At 54.2% G+C, this 18,701-nt stretch carries 14 protein-coding genes; 3 read left to right on the forward strand and 11 right to left on the reverse strand.

Annotated features, from left to right (window positions below):
* Window positions 1–12: 12 nt before the first annotated feature.
* The 5 genes from glgA to asd all read right to left on the reverse strand — a co-directional run bounded on the left by glgA (window position 13) and on the right by asd (window position 8,294).
* On the reverse strand, window positions 13–1,446 hold the full coding sequence (gene glgA / locus EHN13_RS19950; protein WP_048213567.1) for a glycogen synthase GlgA: 1,434 nt from the start codon (window positions 1,444–1,446) through the stop codon (window positions 13–15).
* A complete protein-coding gene (gene glgC / locus EHN13_RS19955; protein WP_124021961.1) occupies window positions 1,446–2,741 on the reverse strand; it encodes a glucose-1-phosphate adenylyltransferase in 1,296 nt (431 codons plus the stop codon). The genes glgA and glgC overlap by 1 nt, the downstream gene beginning before the upstream one ends.
* 13 nt (window positions 2,742–2,754) lie before the next feature.
* Window positions 2,755–4,731: a glycogen debranching protein GlgX gene (gene glgX, locus EHN13_RS19960; protein ID WP_124021962.1), complete on the reverse strand. Its 1,977-nt coding sequence runs from the start codon at window positions 4,729–4,731 to the stop codon at window positions 2,755–2,757.
* Complete coding sequence (gene glgB, locus EHN13_RS19965; RefSeq protein WP_124021963.1) at window positions 4,728–6,914, reverse strand: 1,4-alpha-glucan branching enzyme; 2,187 nt, start codon at window positions 6,912–6,914, stop codon at window positions 4,728–4,730. The genes glgX and glgB overlap by 4 nt, the downstream gene beginning before the upstream one ends.
* Window positions 6,915–7,187: 273 nt before the next feature.
* Window positions 7,188–8,294, reverse strand: a complete 1,107-nt coding sequence (asd, locus tag EHN13_RS19970) for an aspartate-semialdehyde dehydrogenase (RefSeq protein WP_124021964.1) — start codon at window positions 8,292–8,294, stop codon at window positions 7,188–7,190.
* 318 nt (window positions 8,295–8,612) lie between these two features.
* Here asd and yhgN point away from each other — a divergent pair, with 318 nt between their 5' ends.
* Window positions 8,613–9,206, forward strand: a complete 594-nt coding sequence (yhgN, locus tag EHN13_RS19975) for an NAAT family transporter YhgN (RefSeq protein ID WP_003023480.1) — start codon at window positions 8,613–8,615, stop codon at window positions 9,204–9,206.
* Between the two features lie 1,028 nt (window positions 9,207–10,234).
* A complete protein-coding gene (locus tag EHN13_RS19985) occupies window positions 10,235–10,681 on the forward strand; it encodes a lipoate--protein ligase family protein (protein WP_003837860.1) in 447 nt (148 codons plus the stop codon).
* Window positions 10,682–10,776: 95 nt separating this feature from the next.
* Here the strand turns inward: EHN13_RS19985 and gntU are convergent, their stop codons facing one another.
* From gntU to EHN13_RS20010, 5 genes are all read right to left on the reverse strand, one after another.
* The gene (gene gntU, locus EHN13_RS19990; RefSeq protein ID WP_003023477.1) at window positions 10,777–12,117 is read right to left on the reverse strand and encodes a gluconate transporter; all 1,341 of its coding nucleotides are present in this window, start codon (window positions 12,115–12,117) and stop codon (window positions 10,777–10,779) included.
* On the reverse strand, window positions 12,117–12,647 hold the full coding sequence (gene gntK, locus EHN13_RS19995) for a gluconokinase (protein ID WP_003023475.1): 531 nt from the start codon (window positions 12,645–12,647) through the stop codon (window positions 12,117–12,119). The genes gntU and gntK overlap by 1 nt, the downstream gene beginning before the upstream one ends.
* A 141-nt stretch (window positions 12,648–12,788) precedes the next feature.
* On the reverse strand, window positions 12,789–13,784 hold the full coding sequence (gene gntR / locus EHN13_RS20000) for a gluconate operon transcriptional repressor GntR (RefSeq protein WP_032937248.1): 996 nt from the start codon (window positions 13,782–13,784) through the stop codon (window positions 12,789–12,791).
* 221 nt (window positions 13,785–14,005) lie between these two features.
* Window positions 14,006–14,701 (reverse strand): quercetin 2,3-dioxygenase, encoded by a 696-nt coding sequence (gene yhhW / locus EHN13_RS20005; protein ID WP_003023472.1) that lies wholly within the window; start codon window positions 14,699–14,701, stop codon window positions 14,006–14,008.
* A 123-nt stretch (window positions 14,702–14,824) separates the two neighbouring features.
* Window positions 14,825–15,862 carry an oxidoreductase gene (locus tag EHN13_RS20010; RefSeq protein WP_124021965.1) on the reverse strand — a complete coding sequence of 346 codons (1,038 nt, stop codon included), beginning with the start codon at window positions 15,860–15,862 and terminating at the stop codon, window positions 14,825–14,827.
* Window positions 15,863–16,331: 469 nt separating this feature from the next.
* On the opposite strand from EHN13_RS20010, the gene yhhY reads away from it, so the two are divergent.
* Entirely contained in the window at window positions 16,332–16,820 is a 489-nt protein-coding gene (yhhY, locus tag EHN13_RS20015; protein WP_124021966.1) for an N-acetyltransferase, read from the forward strand.
* A gap of 63 nt (window positions 16,821–16,883) precedes the next feature.
* On the opposite strand, the gene ggt is transcribed toward yhhY, so the two are convergent.
* Window positions 16,884–18,629 carry a gamma-glutamyltransferase gene (gene ggt / locus EHN13_RS20020; protein ID WP_048218792.1) on the reverse strand — a complete coding sequence of 582 codons (1,746 nt, stop codon included), beginning with the start codon at window positions 18,627–18,629 and terminating at the stop codon, window positions 16,884–16,886.
* Window positions 18,630–18,701: the final 72 nt, after the last annotated feature.

Here is an 18,701-nt window from a genome sequence, read left to right on the forward strand (position 1 = left end):
ATTCCTGGATAACTATTTCAAGCGATAGTAAAGCTCACGGTATGACTTCGCCGCGACTTGCCAGCTAAAATCCATGGTCATGGCCTGACGTTGTACAAACCGCCACAGCGAAGGCCGGGACCACAATACGAAAGCACGCCGGATCGCCCGTAGCAGCGACCAGGCATTACTATCTTCAAATACAAACCCACTGGCGATACCGTCCGCCAGGTTCTCCAGCGAACTATCAGACACCGTATCAGCCAGCCCACCGGTACGTCGCACCAGCGGCAACGTGCCGTATTTCAGTCCATACAACTGCGTTAAGCCACACGGTTCAAAACGGCTGGGAACCAAAATGACATCGGCCCCACCCATGATGCGGTGCGAGAAGGCTTCGTGATAGCCGATCTGCACACCCACCTGCCCCGGATGTTCCGCCGCCGCGGCGAGGAAACCTTCCTGTAAAACCGGATCGCCCGCGCCAAGCAATGCCAACTGTCCACCCTGCTCTAACAGTCCCGGCAGCGCTTCCAGCACCAGATCCAGCCCTTTCTGACTGGTCAGACGGCTGACGACGGCAAACAGCGGCACTTTATCGTTAACCTTAAGTCCCATCGCGATCTGTAACTGCCGTTTGTTCTCCGCCTTCTCTTCCAGCGTGTCGCGCGTATAGCGCGACGCCAGCAGCAGATCGGTTTCCGGGCTCCAGATTTTTTCATCCACGCCGTTCAGTACGCCGGAAAGACGCCCTTCGCGATGACGCTGCTGCAACAACCCTTCCATGCCGTAGGCGAACTGCGCCTCGGTAATTTCCCGCGCGTAGGTCGGACTGACCGCCGTAATGTGGTCGGCGTAGTACAACCCGGCCTTCAGGAACGAAATCTGGCCGTTAAACTCCAACCCGTGCACATTAAAGAACGACCATGGCAATTGGATGTCATCCATATGCTTTGCATAAAACATGCCTTGATACGCCAGGTTGTGTACGGTGAACACCGATTTCGCCGGATGGCCACGCGCCGCCAGATATGCCGGTGCCAGGCCAGCGTGCCAGTCGTGCGCATGCACCACATCCGGGCGCCAGAATGGATCAAGGCCGCAGGCCATTTCACAGCCGACCCAACCCAACAGCGCAAAACGCAGGACGTTATCGGTATAAGCGAACAGGTTGGTGTCGTGATACGGGCTACCGGGACGGTCATAGAGATGTGGCGCATCAATCAGATAAATGCCGACGCCGTTGTAATGTCCGAACAACAGCGTTATCCGTCCGGCGAAGGTATCCCGACGCGTCACGACCTGCGCATCGGGAATGCCGCGACGAATATCAGGAAACGCCGGAAGCAATACGCGGGCATCCACACCGTCCGCAATTTGTGCCGCAGGTAACGCCCCAATAACATCCGCCAGCCCCCCGGTTTTTAACAGGGGGAACATCTCTGAACAAACGTGTAAAACCTGCATTATCGCTCCTGTTTGATTTGCAGTTTGCGTAGCATTTCACGCGTGACCAGCACAATGCCTTCCTCTGAGCGGTAGAAGCGACGAGCATCTTCTTCCGCATTTTCGCCAATCACCATGCCCTCAGGAATGATGCAGGCGCGATCGATAATGCAACGACGTAAGCGGCACGAACGTCCAACCCACACTTCAGGTAACAACACTGCCGAATCAATGTTACAGAAAGAATTCACCCGCACGCGCGGAAACAGTACGGACTGCACCACCACCGAACCCGAAATAATACAGCCACCGGAAACCAGCGAGTTCAGCGTCATGCCGTGGCTGCCGGAACGGTCCTGAACAAATTTCGCCGGTGGCAGCGATTCCATGTGCGTTCGGATTGGCCAGTCCTGGTCGTACATATCCAGTTCAGGCGTCACCGAAGCCAAATCGAGGTTCGCCTTCCAGTAGGCCTCCAGCGTTCCCACATCGCGCCAGTACGGCTCGGATTCCGGGTCAGACTGCACGCAGGACAACGGGAATGGATGTGCATACGCCATGCCAGCTTCGGTGATTTTTGGGATGATGTCTTTGCCAAAATCGTGACTGGAGTTTTCATCGAGATCATCTTCCGCCAGCAGTTCATACAGATAATCGGCGTTGAAGATGTAGATCCCCATACTGGCAAGCGATTTGGTCGGATCGCCTGGCATAGCTGGCGGGTTGGCGGGTTTTTCAACGAATTCGATAATTTTGTCGTTTTCATCAACATCCATTACGCCAAACGCGCTGGCTTCTTCGATCGGCACAGGCATACAGGCCACGGTGCAGCGCGCGCCTTTCTCGACGTGGTCGATCAGCATGCGTGAGTAGTCCTGCTTATAAATATGATCGCCCGCGAGGATCACCACATATTCCGCTTTATAGCGTCGAATGATATCCAGGTTTTGGGTCACCGCGTCCGCCGTGCCGCGATACCAGTTTTCACCCTGCATTCTCTGCTGGGCAGGCAGCAGATCGACGAACTCGTTCATCTCTTCGCTAAAGAACGACCAGCCGCGCTGAATATGCTGCACCAGCGTGTGGGACTGGTACTGAGTGATTACGCCGATGCGGCGGATCCCGGAGTTAATACAGTTGGATAAAGCAAAATCGATAATGCGGAACTTACCGCCGAAGTGCACGGCAGGCTTGGCTCGTTTGTTGGTTAAATCTTTCAGACGGGTTCCGCGGCCACCGGCCAGGATCAGGGCAACAGATTTTAATGGCAGCTGGCGCGCCAACATTACACGATCGTTCTTCTCTAAACTCACCATGACTAACTCCTTTTTATCTTCTCTGGAACACACACAGTCCGTGCGCAGGTCCCTGCCAGACAGCCGTAAGCACCGGATTATCCTCTCCGGCAAATGGGGGAATGGCGTGCCATTCCCCTTCAGGTAAAACGATATCTGTCACCTCAAGCGTGGCGTTTATTGCAATCAGAAAACGGTCTGAAAGCTGGATTTGCATCTGCCTCGGGCCGTTTTGCCACTCATCCGCACTTAAGGGTTGTGCGTACTTATTCAGCCAACGAACATTGCCATCGCCCTCTTCCCACCAGCAATCCCCCGTTAATGCAGGTATTTGCCGGCGCAGATGAATCAGCGCGGCGGTAAATGTGGTTAGCCCACTGTTTGCCTGCTGCCAGTCCAGCCACGTTAAGGCGTTATCCTGACAGTAAGCGTTATTGTTGCCGTGCTGGCTATGACCATGCTCATCGCCCGCCAGCAACATCGGCGTCCCCTGGGAGAGCAACAGCGTGGTTAACAGCGCATGAATGCTGTCGCGCCGCCGTTCAATCAGGTCCAGCGTGCCGCCTAATCCTTCTTTACCATGATTGTCGCTGTAGTTATTGCTAGTGCCGTCGCGATTTTCCTCACCATTCGCTTCATTGTGCTTATTTGTGAAGCACACACAGTCGCGTAGCGTAAAACCGTCGTGCGCGGTCACCAGATTGACCGTGGCGCTGGGTTTGCGGCCATTGCGTTTAAACACATCGCTGGATGCAGCGAAACGTCCGGCAAACTCACCTAAAGACAGATTACGCTGAAGCCAGAAGCGTCGACTTGCGTCGCGAAAATGGTCATTCCACTCGGCAAACGGTGGTGGGAAATTCCCCACCTGATACCCGCCTTCACCAATATCCCACGGTTCCGCAATCAGTTTGACGCGAGAGAGCAGCGGACAGTTTTGGATCGCGGTAAACAGCGGCGCATCCTGACGAAACGCAGGCGTACGCCCCATGACGGATGCTAAATCAAAACGAAAGCCGTCCACGTGGCAGGTTTCCACCCAATAACGCAGGCATTCACATGCGTATTCCACAACGCCAGGATGGCTCAGGTTGAGGGTGTTCCCGCAGCCGGTCCAGTTGTAGTAATCACCATCGTCCCTGATCCAATAATAGCTACGGTTATCAATTCCGCGCAGGGAGAAGACCGGTCCTTCAAGATCCAGCTCGGCGCTATGGTTCAAAACGATATCGAGAATGACCTCAATCCCCGCTTTGTGCAGCGCTTTCACCGCATCACGAAACTCATCCAGCGCACTCTCTGGCGAGCAGGCATAGGCCGGATGCAGCGCGAACATCGCCACCGGGTTGTATCCCCAGTAGTTCGACAGGCCCAGCCGCTGAAGTCGCGGTTCGCTGGCAAAATGCGCCACCGGCAGCAGCTCCAGCGCGGTAATGCCGAGACGCTTGAAGTAATCGATCATCACTGGATGCCCCAGCGCTTTGTAGGTTCCGCGAATTTCTTCCGGCAGGTCAGGATGCAAATACGTCAGCCCTTTGACATGCGCTTCGTAAATCACGGTATTGCCCCACGGCGTGCGCGGCGGGGCATCATCCTCCCAGTCATAATGGTCGGACACCACCACGCCCTTCAGCGCGATGGCGGCGTTATCACGGTGATCCGGTTCATTTAGCCCGCCGTGCAGCAGCGGGTTATCTTTTAACTCGCCCTCGACCCGACGGGCGCAAGGGTCGAGCAGCAGCTTGGCTGGGTTAAACCGGTGGCCCTGCTGCGGTTGCCATGGGCCATGGACGCGATAGCCATAGCGCAGACCGGGCCGGGCGTTGGCCAGATAGCCGTGCCAGACATCACCGCTACGCCCCGGCAGGTCGTAGCGGAGTTCGCAACCGTCCTCGTCAAATACGCATAATTCAACGCGTTCAGCGTGGGCTGAGAAGAGTGTGAAATTGACACCATGGCCGTCATACGTTGCACCATGGGGGGTGGCGTTGCCGGTTGCCAGTTGCGTCATTCCCCCTCCCGAACCAGCCAGATCGTTGCCAACGGCGGCAATGTGAGGCTCAGTGAATGCTGACGACCATGACTGGCGATTTCATCACTGTGCACCGCACCGCCATTGCCGGTATTGCTGCCGTGGTAATGCATCGAGTCGGTGTTGAGGATCTCACGCCATTTCCCCGGCTGATTGATACCGAAGCGATAGCCGTGGCGGGGCACAGGCGTAAAGTTACTGACCACGATGATTTCATTGCCGACCTTGTCACGACGCACGAAAGCCAGCACCGAACGTTCGTTGTCATCCACCACCAGCCACTCAAAGCCATAGGCGTCAAAGTCGAGCTCGTGCAGCGCTTTGTGATGACGGTAGGTGTGGTTCAGATCGCGCACCAGACGCTGTACGCCGTGGTGCCAGTTGTCGCCGCCTTCCAGCAGGTGCCAGTCGAGGCTGGCGTCGTGGTTCCATTCACGTCCCTGCGCAAACTCGTTGCCCATAAACAGCAGTTTCTTGCCTGGGAAGGCCCACATCCAGCCGTAGTAGGCGCGCAGGTTGGCAAACTTCTGCCATGCGTCTCCCGGCATGCGATCGAGAATGGATTTTTTACCGTGTACCACTTCGTCATGCGACAGCGGCAGAACAAAGTTTTCGGTGTAGTTGTACAGCATACCGAAGGTCAGCTTGTCGTGATGGTACTGACGATGAACCGGGTCCAGTTTCATGTAGTCCAGCGTGTCGTGCATCCAGCCGAGGTTCCACTTATACCAGAACCCTAAACCGCCCATGTCCTGCGGTCTTGAAACGCCAGCAAAATCAGTGGACTCTTCCGCCATGCTCACCGCACCAGGCACCTGTTCGCCAAGAATACGGTTGGTATTGCGTAAAAACTCAATGGCTTCGAGGTTTTCACGACCGCCAAATTCATTTGGGATCCATTCCCCTTCTTTACGGCTGTAGTCGCGATAAATCATCGATGCCACGGCATCCACGCGCAGCGCGTCGATACCAAAGCGCTCAATCCAGTACAGGGCGTTGCCCACCAGATAGTTGCTGACTTCACGGCGACCGTAGTTGTAGATCAGCGTGTTCCAGTCCTGGTGATACCCTTCTCGCGGGTCGCTGTGCTCATACAGCCTGGTGCCATCAAACTCTGCCAGACCAAAGTCGTCCGACGGGAAATGGCCCGGCACCCAGTCAAGAATGACGTTCAGCCCCGCCTGATGCGCGGCATTCACAAAATAGCGGAAGTCATCGCGCGTACCAAATCGACGGGTCGGCGCATACATGCCGGTAGGTTGGTAACCCCAGCTACCGTCGAACGGATGCTCGTTAATCGGCAACAGTTCAAGGTGGGTAAAGCCCATCCACTTGGCGTAAGGCACCAGTTGATCCGCCAGCTCGCGGTAGCTCAGCCAGAAGTTGTTATCGGTATGACGACGCCATGACCCCAGGTGCACTTCATAGATAGAGATTGGCGCATCAAACTGGTTGGCTTTTTTACGCTCCTCGCTTTGCACCACTTTTTCCGGCAGACCACAGATAAGCGACGCGGTTTCCGGGCGCATTTGCGCTTCAAAGGCGTAAGGGTCCGCTTTGATTCGCAGCTTACCGTTGGCATCGATCATCTCATATTTATACAGCTGACCATGCTGCGCACCGGGGATAAACAGCTCCCAGATACCGCTTTCTTTGCGCAGGCGCATCGGGTGGCGACGGCCATCCCAGTAGTTGAACTGCCCAACCACTGACACGCGTTGAGCGTTAGGTGCCCAGACAGAGAAGCGCGTGCCGGTTACGCCATCCATGGTATCCGCATGCGCGCCCAGCGTTTCGTAAGGTCGCAGGTGCGTACCTTCAGATAACAGCCAGGCATCCATATCCTGGATCAGCGGGCCAAAACGATAAGGGTCATCAATCAGATTCTGCTGTCCATGCCAGACAACGGCCAACTGATAGCGAAAGAAATTTTTACGGCGGGGAAGTACTGCACAGAAAAAACCGCGAGAGTCGAGGCAGTCCAGCTTGCCGACTTTACGTCCGGTTTTGGGTTCGATCACCCACACTTCGGTGGCGTCAGGTAATAGGGCGCGGACTTCAAGTCCAGCGTCAGTTTGGTGCATACCGAGTACGGAAAAAGGATCCGCAAAATGGCCTGCAATTAGCGCATTAATCACGTCTCTATCGATACGAACGGACATGGTTGTCATCCTGTTTTATGGTGTCACCCCTTCCAACTGATTTTCGACATCAGGTAGCGACACTTTTTTTGACCTGAACGGCGCAGCACAATTGTGCATCCTCTCTGCGTCGTCCCACCTTCAGGCAACAACTTAATACCTCCGGTACTAAGTCACCCTTAAAGAATAGCCAATGCTTTATCTTACTCCTGGTAAAAAATGAAACATCTGCGCTTACTCCTGTATTACGCAAAAAAAAGGGTGACTCAGCACCCTTTGATCATTAACAAACCATTACGCCAGTTGACGTAACATGCGGCGCAATGGCTCCGCAGCACCCCAAAGCAGCTGGTCACCTACGGTAAAGGCTGACAGGAACTCCGGTCCCATATTCAGCTTACGCAGACGACCTACTGGCGTGGTCAACGTGCCGGTAACGGCCGCCGGGGTTAACTCACGCATGGTGATTTCACGATCGTTTGGTACTACTTTCGCCCACGGGTTGTGCGCCGCCAGCAGTTCTTCCACGGTCGGAATAGACACATCTTTTTTCAGTTTGATGGTGAACGCCTGGCTGTGGCAGCGCAGCGCGCCGACGCGCACGCACAGACCATCAACCGGGATCACGGAAGACGTGTTGAGAATTTTGTTGGTTTCCGCCTGTCCCTTCCACTCTTCACGGCTCTGACCGTTATCGAGCTGTTTGTCGATCCACGGAATCAGGCTACCGGCCAGCGGTACGCCAAAGTTATCAACCGGCAGTTCACCGCTACGGGACAGGGTCGTCACTTTACGTTCGATGTCGAGAATAGCAGAGGATGGGGTCGCCAGCTCCTCGGCCACATGGCCATACAGATGGCCCATCTGAGACAACAGCTCGCGCATATGACGCGCGCCGCCGCCGGAAGCCGCCTGATAGGTCGCCACGGAGACCCAGTCGACCAGGTCATTGGCAAACAGGCCACCAAGGGACATCAGCATCAGGCTAACGGTACAGTTACCGCCGACAAAGGTCTTAATACCTTTATTCAGGCCATCGGTGATGACATCCTGGTTAACCGGATCGAGAATAATGATGGCGTCGTCTTTCATACGCAGCGAAGAGGCCGCGTCAATCCAGTAACCCTGCCAACCGCTTTCACGAAGCTTTGGATAGATTTCGTTGGTATAATCGCCGCCCTGACAGGTCACGATGATATCGAGCGCCTTCAGCGCATCCAGACCAAAAGCGTCCTGAAGCGTGCCGGTCGCGGTTCCACCGAATGTCGGTGCCGCCTGCCCGAGCTGGGAAGTAGAAAAGAAAACAGGGCGAATGGCGTCGAAGTCACGCTCCTCAACCATGCGTTGCATGAGAACAGAGCCGACCATACCGCGCCAGCCGATAAAACCAACATTTTTCATAGCGTTTTTTTCCTGCAGAGATGTGTGCTGTGTTTATACGTAAAATCATTCAAAATGCATCGAGGCGGCAAGCGAAGAAATCCCCATGAGCATAGAAAACTATGCGATTGGGGTTTCTGAGTGAAGCCAACAAAGAGGCAGTTTGAAGGATGATGCGTATATGTATGCCAGTGTCCTGGTGGCATATCCTTCACCATACAAAATGCAGCCAAAGTCGCAAGTGAAATTAATCAATGATAGCGAAGCCATCAGTAATGCGACTTATCCCGCTGCGCAAGCAAGCAGAAAGTCCGTGGTAATTATCAGGGAATTTGAGTTATGAATGAAATCATTTCAGCGGCAGTTTTATTGATCCTGATTATGGATCCACTCGGAAATCTGCCCATTTTCATGTCCGTATTGAAACATACCGAACCAAAACGCCGCCGCGCGATTATGATTCGCGAGCTGTTCATTGCGCTGTTGGTGATGCTGATATTCCTGTTTGCGGGCGAGAAAATTCTGGCATTTCTTAACCTGCGCGCGGAAACCGTTTCTATCTCCGGGGGCATCATTTTGTTCCTGATCGCCATTAAGATGATTTTCCCCAGCGCCACCGGGAATAGCACCGGGCTTCCGGCGGGTGAAGAGCCGTTTATCGTTCCGCTGGCGATCCCGCTGGTAGCGGGTCCAACAATCCTGGCTTCACTAATGCTGTTGTCGCATCAGTATCCTAATCAGATGGGGCATCTGGTAATCGCCCTGCTGATCGCCTGGGGCGGTACGTTTGTGATTCTGTTGCAGTCGTCGCTGTTTTTGCGTCTGCTGGGGGAGAAAGGGGTGAACGCGCTGGAGCGCCTGATGGGGCTGATTCTGGTGATGATGGCCACCCAGATGTTCCTCGATGGTGTACGGATGTGGATGAAGGGGTGACCGTTTTGAAGCTGGAGAGCATGGCATTTCAGAGAACGATTCCGTTCACGTTATGTTCATTGCTTCTCTGAGATCTCGTCACCAGTGAACGTGTTAAGGGGGCTACGCAGCCCCCTTAACAATCCCGGCTCCCGGCAGGAAAATTGCCACTTCGTGGTTCCCTCCACTTATTCCTCCAGGCTACCGGGCCGGGCGCGAGGAAACGTCCCTGTAAAACGCGCCCTGAGCCAGCATCCATGCTGACTCCCCCGGCCTTACGGAAACACGTCGGCAATTTTCAGCCGGACCAGCCCACACCTGACCATCTGCGTTTTTATTTGAACAGGTTTGGACAGCAAAACAAATTTAACTGGAAGTCAGAGCGTTGAAGCGATGACACCGGTCCGGCTGAAAATCGATGAGGCGTTGACGGCTGACCGGGTCTGCCCGCAAGGATGCGGGCAAAGGGGACGGCCTGCAGGGACGCAGGCTCGGCCCCGACCCGACAGGCAGACGGAATAAGACGAATAACTCGCGCAGCGACGATTTTCCCGCCGGGAGCCTGGGTTGCAAGGGAGGCGGCGGTGAGCCTCCCTTGCACGTTCACGGGTATCAGCGCTTCAAAGAAATGACACCACTGAGGTGAACGGAAACCTGAGCAATAATCACATGTTCACCCTACATGCTTAACTGAACGGCATTGCGCTGTAATTTCAGGTATTCCTTATGCTTTTAAGTCGCTGATATAACGTATTTTCATTTCTGCGAAGCGCCTTCCGGAATGCCCTCTTGTCAGCATCGTGGATTAGCCTTATCTTCTCGCTGCACCTGCAAAATCAGGTGTCAGAATTAGCCTTCTGAAAATCATACTGGCGACATATACTTCTATGTCGTGCGACCGATTTCGTCTCAATGGCGGGTCGAGCGGGGGCGTCGCAAGACGCGCCGGTATCCAGTATGACCGGTAAGGCTAACTCCGCTCGATTCTGCCACCCGCGAGATTAGCCTCTCCGGTGGTGGTTTAAATAAAACATACTGGAGGCTGCCCTATGGCGACTACCCCTCTCTTTTCACACTCTTTATTTACCCTGCCCTTTAGCCATGCCACGGATTTCACCGAACTGGCGGATAACTGCGAGCGTTTTGTCGAAGGACTGGTTGAATGCCATGACCCGGTTGAAAAACTGGCGATTTGTGCACGTTTGTCGGCCTGTCTCGCATTATTGCAACCGACCTTAACGGAGCCTGTACCGCAGCATCTGCAGGCCAGTCTGACGGTAGATACATTCCCGACCCGTTTTCCCCTTTTCGAGCCTGAGCCAGACCAGATGGGGCGTTACTGCCAGCTTTTGACGCATTTGCTGATGAGCAAAACGCTTTCTGATGATATGGAGCGAGTAGCGGGTGATTTGCTGCAGGATTTGGTGGGCTATTTCGCCGACACGCTGAAAGCGCCGCGTTGGTTGAAAACCGAGGATGGCGTGATGGTGCTGTAAAAAAGCCGGGTGACGCTTGCGCTTACCCGGCCTACGATGTGGATGTGTGCTCATTTCCAGGCCCGGTAAGCGCAAGCGCCACCGGGCAACAAGACTCAGCTCAACAGCTGGAAGGCAATCATACCAACAATTGCGCCGACCGTACCGAGGATGGTTTCCATCATCGTCCAGGTCTTCAACGTTTGTGCTTCCGTTGCGCCGGTAAATTTACCGAACAACCAGAAACCGGCGTCGTTAACGTGGCTGACCACGATCGAGCCGCCTGCGATACAAATAGACAGTGCCGCCATCTGTGCGCCGGAGAAGTTTAGCTGTTCAATCACCGGCATCACCAGACCGACCGCCGTTAAGCACGCCACGGTCGCAGAACCCTGAATGATACGCACCGCTGCCGCCAGCACGAAGCAGGTAATGGCAATCGGCAGGCCCATTCCGGTTAACGCTTCGCCCAGCGCCGGACCGACGCCGGAATCAACCAGCACTTGTTTAAACACGCCACCTGCACCAATCACCAGCAGGATAATCCCCGCCGGTTGCAGCGCATGACCGCAGATCTCCATCACTTTGTCTTTTGGCATACCCTGGCGAATCGCCAGACCGTAAATCGCCACCAGACAAGCAACCAGAATCGCGGTAAACGGGTGACCGATAAACTCAAACCATTCGTAAGTTGAAGAACCAACCGGCACAAAGCGCGCGGCGATGGTTTTCAGACCAACCAATACCAGCGGCAGCAGGATCAGCGACAAGCTAAAGCCGAAGGACGGCATTTTACCTTCGCCCAGATGCGGCTCGGTAATGTCATCAGGAATGTTCAGCTCAACGTAACGGCTGATGAAATTACCCCACAGTGGTCCGGCGATAATCATGCCCGGAATCGCGGCACACAGGCCAATCAGGATCATCCAGCCAAAGTCAGCGTGCATCTGCGAAGCCAGCAACATCGGCGCTGGCCCCGGCAGTAAAAACGCCGCAGCCGCCGCTACGCCTGCAAACAACGGAATGACTAATTTAACCAGGTTGGTACCGGTGTGACGCGCCATCGAGAACGCCACGCTGATCAGCAGCACAATCGCCACCTCAAAGAACAGCGGTAGCGCACAGATAAGCCCGGCCAGGCCAATCGCGTAATGTGCGCGGCTGTGGCCGAAGGATTTCAGCATTTTGACGGCAATTTGATCGACTGCGCCGGTCTCATGCAAAATCTTGCCGAACATCGCCCCCAACGCCACAACAATCGCCAGGAAACCGAGCGTGCCTCCCATCCCTTTTTCCATAGTCGCGGCGATTTTATCGAGCGGCATACCGGAAAAGAGACCTGCACCAATAGACACCACCATCAAAGCAAGGAAGGCGTGCATACGCGCCTTCATCACTAAAAACAGCAGTAATAAAACGGACCCTACTGCTGTTAAAACAAGCGTTAATGTACTCACTACTTACTGCCCTGGTTAATAACCTCAATGGTGCTGGCGACCACACCGTCCAGTGGTTGATCGATATCGACCACCAGTACATCGTTTTCATTCGCACCTGGTTCTTCCAGCGCTTCAAACTGGGTCACCAGCATCTGCGTTTTGAAGAAGTGGCCTTTACGCGCTTTTAGACGGCTTTCGATAACGTCAAAATCCCCTTTCAGATAGATGAAAGAGAGGTTCGGGTTACCGTCGCGTAGCTGGTCGCGATAGACTTTTTTCAGAGCGGAACAGACGATCAGCGAAACCTTGTTGGTACGCTGCATCGCAAAAGCGGCGTCATTCAGCGCCTGTAACCACGGTTTACGGTCATCATCGTTGAGTGGCTCACCAGAAGCCATTTTCATGATGTTGCTGCGCGGATGGAGAAAATCGCCATCAAGAAACGCGGCCTGCAGTTGATGCGCCACTTCGCTGGCGACAGCAGATTTACCGCTGCCCGATACGCCCATCAGAACGTAAACGTGGTGATCATGATTAGTCGTGCTCAAAGCGTTGCCCCCACTGGTACAAGAATCTGGAAATTGTTACGGGTAACTGTTATCGGTAACATTGTCCAGCCGGATAAATAGAGAAGCAATATCCATTCGTGCTCGAAGTGTATAAGTGTGAGCTACTTCAAACTTGTTGGCTTAAATAGATCCGCCCGGTGACAAGGTGAAACCTAAATCTAACATTTTAGGTGTGACTGCTTCACCACGGATGCGCGCCAGCAGGCGTTCAGCACCAATGCTGCCCATGCGTTCACGCGGCGTGAGCACGCTCGCCAGACGCGGCTCCATCACCTGCCCGATGTCGTGACCGTGGAATCCGGCAATCGCCATGTCATCCGGGATTTTCAGCCCTAAACGCTGGCATTCGAAGGCCGCCCCTACCGCCAGGTCATCGTTGGTACAGAAAATGCCGTCGAGCTGCGGGTATTCGCGCCGCGCCTGACGGATGAGTTCAATACCGGAGGAGTAGGAAGAAGACTGTTCCATCATCACGCTGTACGGCACCAGGTTGGCATCGCGCATTGCCTGCTCGTAGCCCCTCTGTTTGATGATAGTACGTTCATCAAGACGTGCGCCAAGATAGGCAACATGACGGTGCCCTCGGGCGATGATAGCGGCAGTCATCTGGCGCGCGGCTTCGAAGTTGTCGAAACCGACGGCGATATCCAGACACGGGGACTGGCTGTCCATCAGCTCAACCACCGGGATACCGGCGACCTCAATCATTTTCAGCGTACGAGGCGTATGGCTACGTTCGGTGAGGATCAGGCCATCGATATTCCACGACAGCATCGATTCCAGGCGCTCTTGTTCCATCTCTGGCTTATAGCCGTAGTGCGCAAGCATAGTTTGATAACCATGGGCGTCGGTGACGGCCTCAATGCCGCGTAACACTTCAGCAAAAACCTGGTTAGTGAGAGACGGTAACAACACGCCGATAGCGCGGCTGGTAGCGTTAGAAAGGATATCAGGAGCGCGATTGGGAATATAACCCAGCTCATCAAGTGCAGCGGCAATTTTGCCCCGCAGCGCCACGGAGACCTGCTCCGGATTACGCAAAAAGCGACTGACCGTCATTTTAGTCACGCCCACGCGGTCGGCTACATCCTGAAGTACGGGTCTTTTCTTTTTCATCGTCCTGAAGCGTTAAAAGGGATAGATTCCCCCAGTTTACCACGGACGTGCATGAACCTTTGCAGAGAAAAAAAGGAGTTTTTATTGTGAGAAATACACAAAATCATTCGAGTTGCATCAAGGCGGCGACGTAGTGAATCCCCGGGAGCGTACATTAAGTACGCGACCGGGGTGAGCGAGGAAAGCCAACACAGATGCGGCTTGAAGGATGCCGTGTATTTTTATACAGGCGGCAGGTCAAACAACAACACTTCGCTGTCGCTGTCGGCATGAATAGAAATTGCCTGTTCATCCCAGATTGCCAGACCATCGCTGGTGGTCGCTTTGGTTCCGTTAATGGTGACGTTGCCTTTAACGACCTGGATCCAGACGCGACGTTCAGCGGCAATCTGATGTACCGACTGCTCATCTTTGACCAGCGCCCAACGGTACAGCTCCATATCCTGGTACACTTTCAGCGAGCCATCGCGGGCATCAGGCGACAGCACCAGTTGTTTACCCTGAGCGGCATCGAAACGGCGCTGTTCATAGCGCGGCGTAATACCGTTTTCCTGCGGCATGATCCAGATCTGATACAGATGCAGCTTCTCAGTATTGCTCGGGTTGTACTCCGAGTGACGGATCCCCGTCCCGGCGCTCATAATCTGGAACTCACCGGCAGGAACCTGCTCTTTGTTGCCCATGCTGTCCTGATGTTCTACTGCGCCTTCCAGCACGTAGGTCAGGATTTCCATGTCTTTATGGGGGTGAGTGCCAAAGCCCTGACCTGCGTCGATCACGTCATCATTAATCACGCGCAGTGCCGAGAACCCCATAAAGTTCGGGTCATAGTAGTTGGCAAAAGAGAAGGTATGCCAGGAATCGAGCCAGCCATGATTCGCATGACCGCGGTCGTTAGCTTTGCGTAAATAGATCATTGTGTTCACCCCCAGATGTTTTCGATGGAGTAAGTGTGGACTCAATCCGCCTGGGATCATAGAGGGTGAAAATTGACTCCTCTGTTCAAAAAATATGAATAAACCCAGAGGAGTCTGTGCAGGCTATTTGGCGAGGGTTATCGTCGCAGGCGTTGCCTGTTCGAAGGCGCGTTCGAGGATCTCCAGGTTGGTTAGAACTTCAGATTCCTTGACGTAATTAGGCGTACCGGCGGTCAGCGTCTGGTACAGCGCATCATAGACGCGACCGTAATCCCCCACCTCCGGCTTCACCTCTTCTTTTACTGTGATGCCGTCATCGTTGACATACTCCAGCATTCCGATGGAATCATCAGCAGCAAAACCGGGCTCACCCGGCATGATATTGGCCTTCAGGCTGGTTTCCTGCTGGTCGATGCCGTACTTCACAAACGAGCCTTTGGTGCCATGGACGATAAACTTCGGATAGTCGATTTTCACCAGATGACTGGTTTTAACAATGGCTTTCAGGTCGCCGTAAAACAACTGCGCTTCAAAGGTATCGTCCGGGTTCGCTTTATTACGCAGGCTGCGGATGTCATAGGTCACGTGTTCAGGGCGACCGAACAGCGAGATAATCTGATCCATGGTGTGTACGCCCAGGCCATAAAACGCGCCGTCCTGTGGCAGTCCCGGCTTAGTTTCCGCCTCGGGACGGTAGTAATCGAAATGGCTTTCAACCTCAACAATCTTGCCGAGTTTGCCGCTCTCAATCGCCTTTTTGGCGGTAAGGAAGCAGGAGTCAAAACGGCGATTCTGGTACGGCGTAACGGTCAGCCCTTTGCTTTGCGCCAGTTCGAACAGCACTTTTGCTTCTGCCAGCGTCGGCGTGAACGGTTTCTCAACCAGCACGTTTTTACCCGCCTCCAGCGCACGTTTGGCGTAGTCAAAATGGCTGTCAGCATGGGTACAGACGATCACTAACTTCACCTGCGGATCGTTTAAGATCTCGTCGAGGTCGCTGGTGAAGTGAATATGTGAATACTGCGGCGCCTGCTCTTCCGGCCTGGTGTTACGGCGGAAAATGTGCGCGACATGCCAGCTATTTTTGCGGTTGAGGACGTACGGCAAATGGTAGCGAGTGGTACTTTTACCAAAACCAATAAATGCGCAGTGTAAGGTCATGAGACAGTCCTTTTGAAGGTGATTGTCTACACCATAGCGCAAAGCGGCTGGAGACTGAATCTATCCTGTCATCGTGCCGGATGCGGCGTTGCCTTATCCGGGCTACAAAAGCAGATGCCACAAGCTCGGGCGTCAGTGGCACAGGCAGATTATTCACGGCAAGCGCGCAGGGCCCGGAGCGTACTAAATGTACGTGAGGAGCACGAGCACTTCCCGGGGACAAAATGGCAAGTAAGCCAGGCTGAAAAAAAACCAAAAAAAAAGCCAGCAAAAGCTGGCTAAAGTAATACTGGAAGCAATGTGAGCAATGTCGTGCTTTCAGGTTCTCCGTAGGGGTTCCCCTGAACGCAGAGCAATAATAATCATTCTCATTCGCACTTGTCTACTTCTTTTTGCAAAAAAATGCAGTTGACGGAATTTTCTTTCTCAGCGAGGGTAAAGACTCAATTAACCCTGAAGGAGATAAGGAATGAGTGAGATAGTGATACGCCACGCTGAACCGAAAGATTACGACGCAATTCGTCAGATCCACGCCCAGCCAGAGGTGTATCACAACACGCTACAAGTTCCTCATCCTTCCCTCGAAATGTGGCAAGCGCGGCTAACCGAGCAAGCCGGGGTTAAACAACTGGTTGCCTGCATTGACGATATCGTCGTGGGACATCTCTGCATCGACGTTGCTCAGCGCCCCCGCCGCAGCCACGTGGCCGATTTTGGTATCTGCGTGGATGCCCGGTGGCACAATCGCGGCGTTGCCAGCGCGCTGATCCGCACGATGATCGACATGTGCGACAACTGGCTGCGCGTCGAGCGTATCGAGTTAACAGTGTTTGTGGATAACGAACCTGCTGTTGCGGTCTATAAAAAGCATGGCTTTGAGATCGAAGGCACCGGTAAGAAATACGGCCTGCGCAACGGCGAGTACGTGGATGCGTACTTTATGGCGCGCGTGAAATAACGGGTAAGAAACCGTCAGGAAGCACTCGCCGGGCCTGCATCAACGGCAGACCCGGCAATACCATCAGTATCCCGCCGTTAAATCATCCACGGAACGCGGGTCGGACGCGCCATACAGTGCGCCATCCGGTCCTACCATAATGCTCTGCGTGCTGCCCATCGCCTCTTTCAGCGCGACTTTCTGCCCTTTCTGCTCCAGCAGCTTAATGGTGTCCGGGCTAAACCCTTTCTCAACGCGCAGTTCATCGGGCAACCACTGATGGTGGAAACGCGGCGCGTTGGTCGCTTCGGCGACGTTCATTCCAAAATCAATGCTGTTGACTACCATTTGCAGCACGGTAGTGATAATTCGGCTCCCACCAGGGCTGCCGGTAACCAGCCAGGTTTTCCCGTCTTTTACCACGATAGTCGGCGACATTGATGACAGCGGACGCTTCTTAGGCCCAACCGCGTTGGCATCACCGCCCACCAGTCCATAAACGTTTGGTACGCCCGGCTTAGCGGAGAAATCGTCCATTTCGTTATTAAGCAGAATGCCGGTGTTACCCGCCACAATCCCGGTGCCGAAGGTGGTGTTCAGCGTATACGTCACCGCCACGGCATTACCGTCTTTATCCACCACCGAGAAATGGGTGGTCTGATTGCTTTCATACGGCGCGAGCTTGCCAGGTTTGATCTGGCTGGAAGGCTTCGCCTTGTTGATATCAATCTGATCGGCAAGCGATTTGGCATAGGCTTTATTGGTCAGCGCCTGCCACGGCACCTTCACAAAATCCGGGTCGCCCAGATACTCCGAGCGGTCGGCGTAGGCATATTTCTCCGCTTCAGCCATTACCTGCATGGCATCAGCGCTGCCAAACCCGTACTTCTTCATATCGAAGTTTTCGAGAATATTGAGGATCTGCACGATGTGAATACCGCCAGAGGACGGCGGTGGCATGGAGAATACCTGATACCCGCGATAGTCGCCGCTAATCGGCGTACGCTCCACGGCTTTATAGCTGGCTAAATCCTCTTTGGTCATCAACCCGCCGTTTTTCTGCATTTCCTCCGCAATCTGATCGGCAATTGCCCCTTTATAAAACGCATCCGGACCGTTCTCGGCAATCATCTCCAGGCTTTTCGCCAGGTTCGTTTGCACCAGCTTGTCACCCTTTTTCAGCGGCTCGCCGTCTTTCCAGAAAATGGCTTTGCTGTTCTCGTGATTAGGGAGCACTTCGCTGCCATAGGTTTTCAGATCGTCAGCCAGCGCGTCGTTAACCACAAAGCCTTCTTCCGCCAGCTTCATTGCCGGGCGCACAACTTTGTTCAGCGGCATCGTGCCGTATTTCTCCAGCGCCAGCGAGAAACCCGCCACGGTACCCGGCGTACCGGATGCCAGATGCGACGTCAGCGACTTTTTCGCATCGGCGTTGCCCTGTTCATCAAGGAACATATCACGGGTCGCGCCAGCGGGAGCCATTTCACGAAAATCGATCGCCGTGGTGTTACCGTCTTTGGTACGCAGCAGCATAAACCCACCGCCGCCCAGATTGCCCGCCTGCGGATGCGTCACCGCCAGCGCGTAACCAACGGCAACGGCGGCATCAACGGCATTCCCGCCCTGTTTAAGAATATCCACCCCAACCTGGGTGGCTAAAGCATCCACGGAAGCCACCATCCCCTGCTGAGCACGAACGGGATGGAACACATCTTCCTCAACGCCGTAGGATACCGGCGGTGGCGCAGCCGGTGCGGCAGCCACGCTAAAACAACTTCCTGAGAGCAGAGCAGCAATGGCTACCCGGCGTAAAAACGTCGGTTTTATCATCGTTATTCTCCAGATGTACGGGGTCGGCCCCCAATAAGCCTGGTGCATAACTCTGAAATAATCATCGTAACG

Origin of the sequence: Citrobacter youngae (assembly GCF_003818115.1) — a bacterium.
Taxonomy (GTDB): Bacteria; Pseudomonadota; Gammaproteobacteria; order Enterobacterales; family Enterobacteriaceae; genus Citrobacter; species Citrobacter youngae.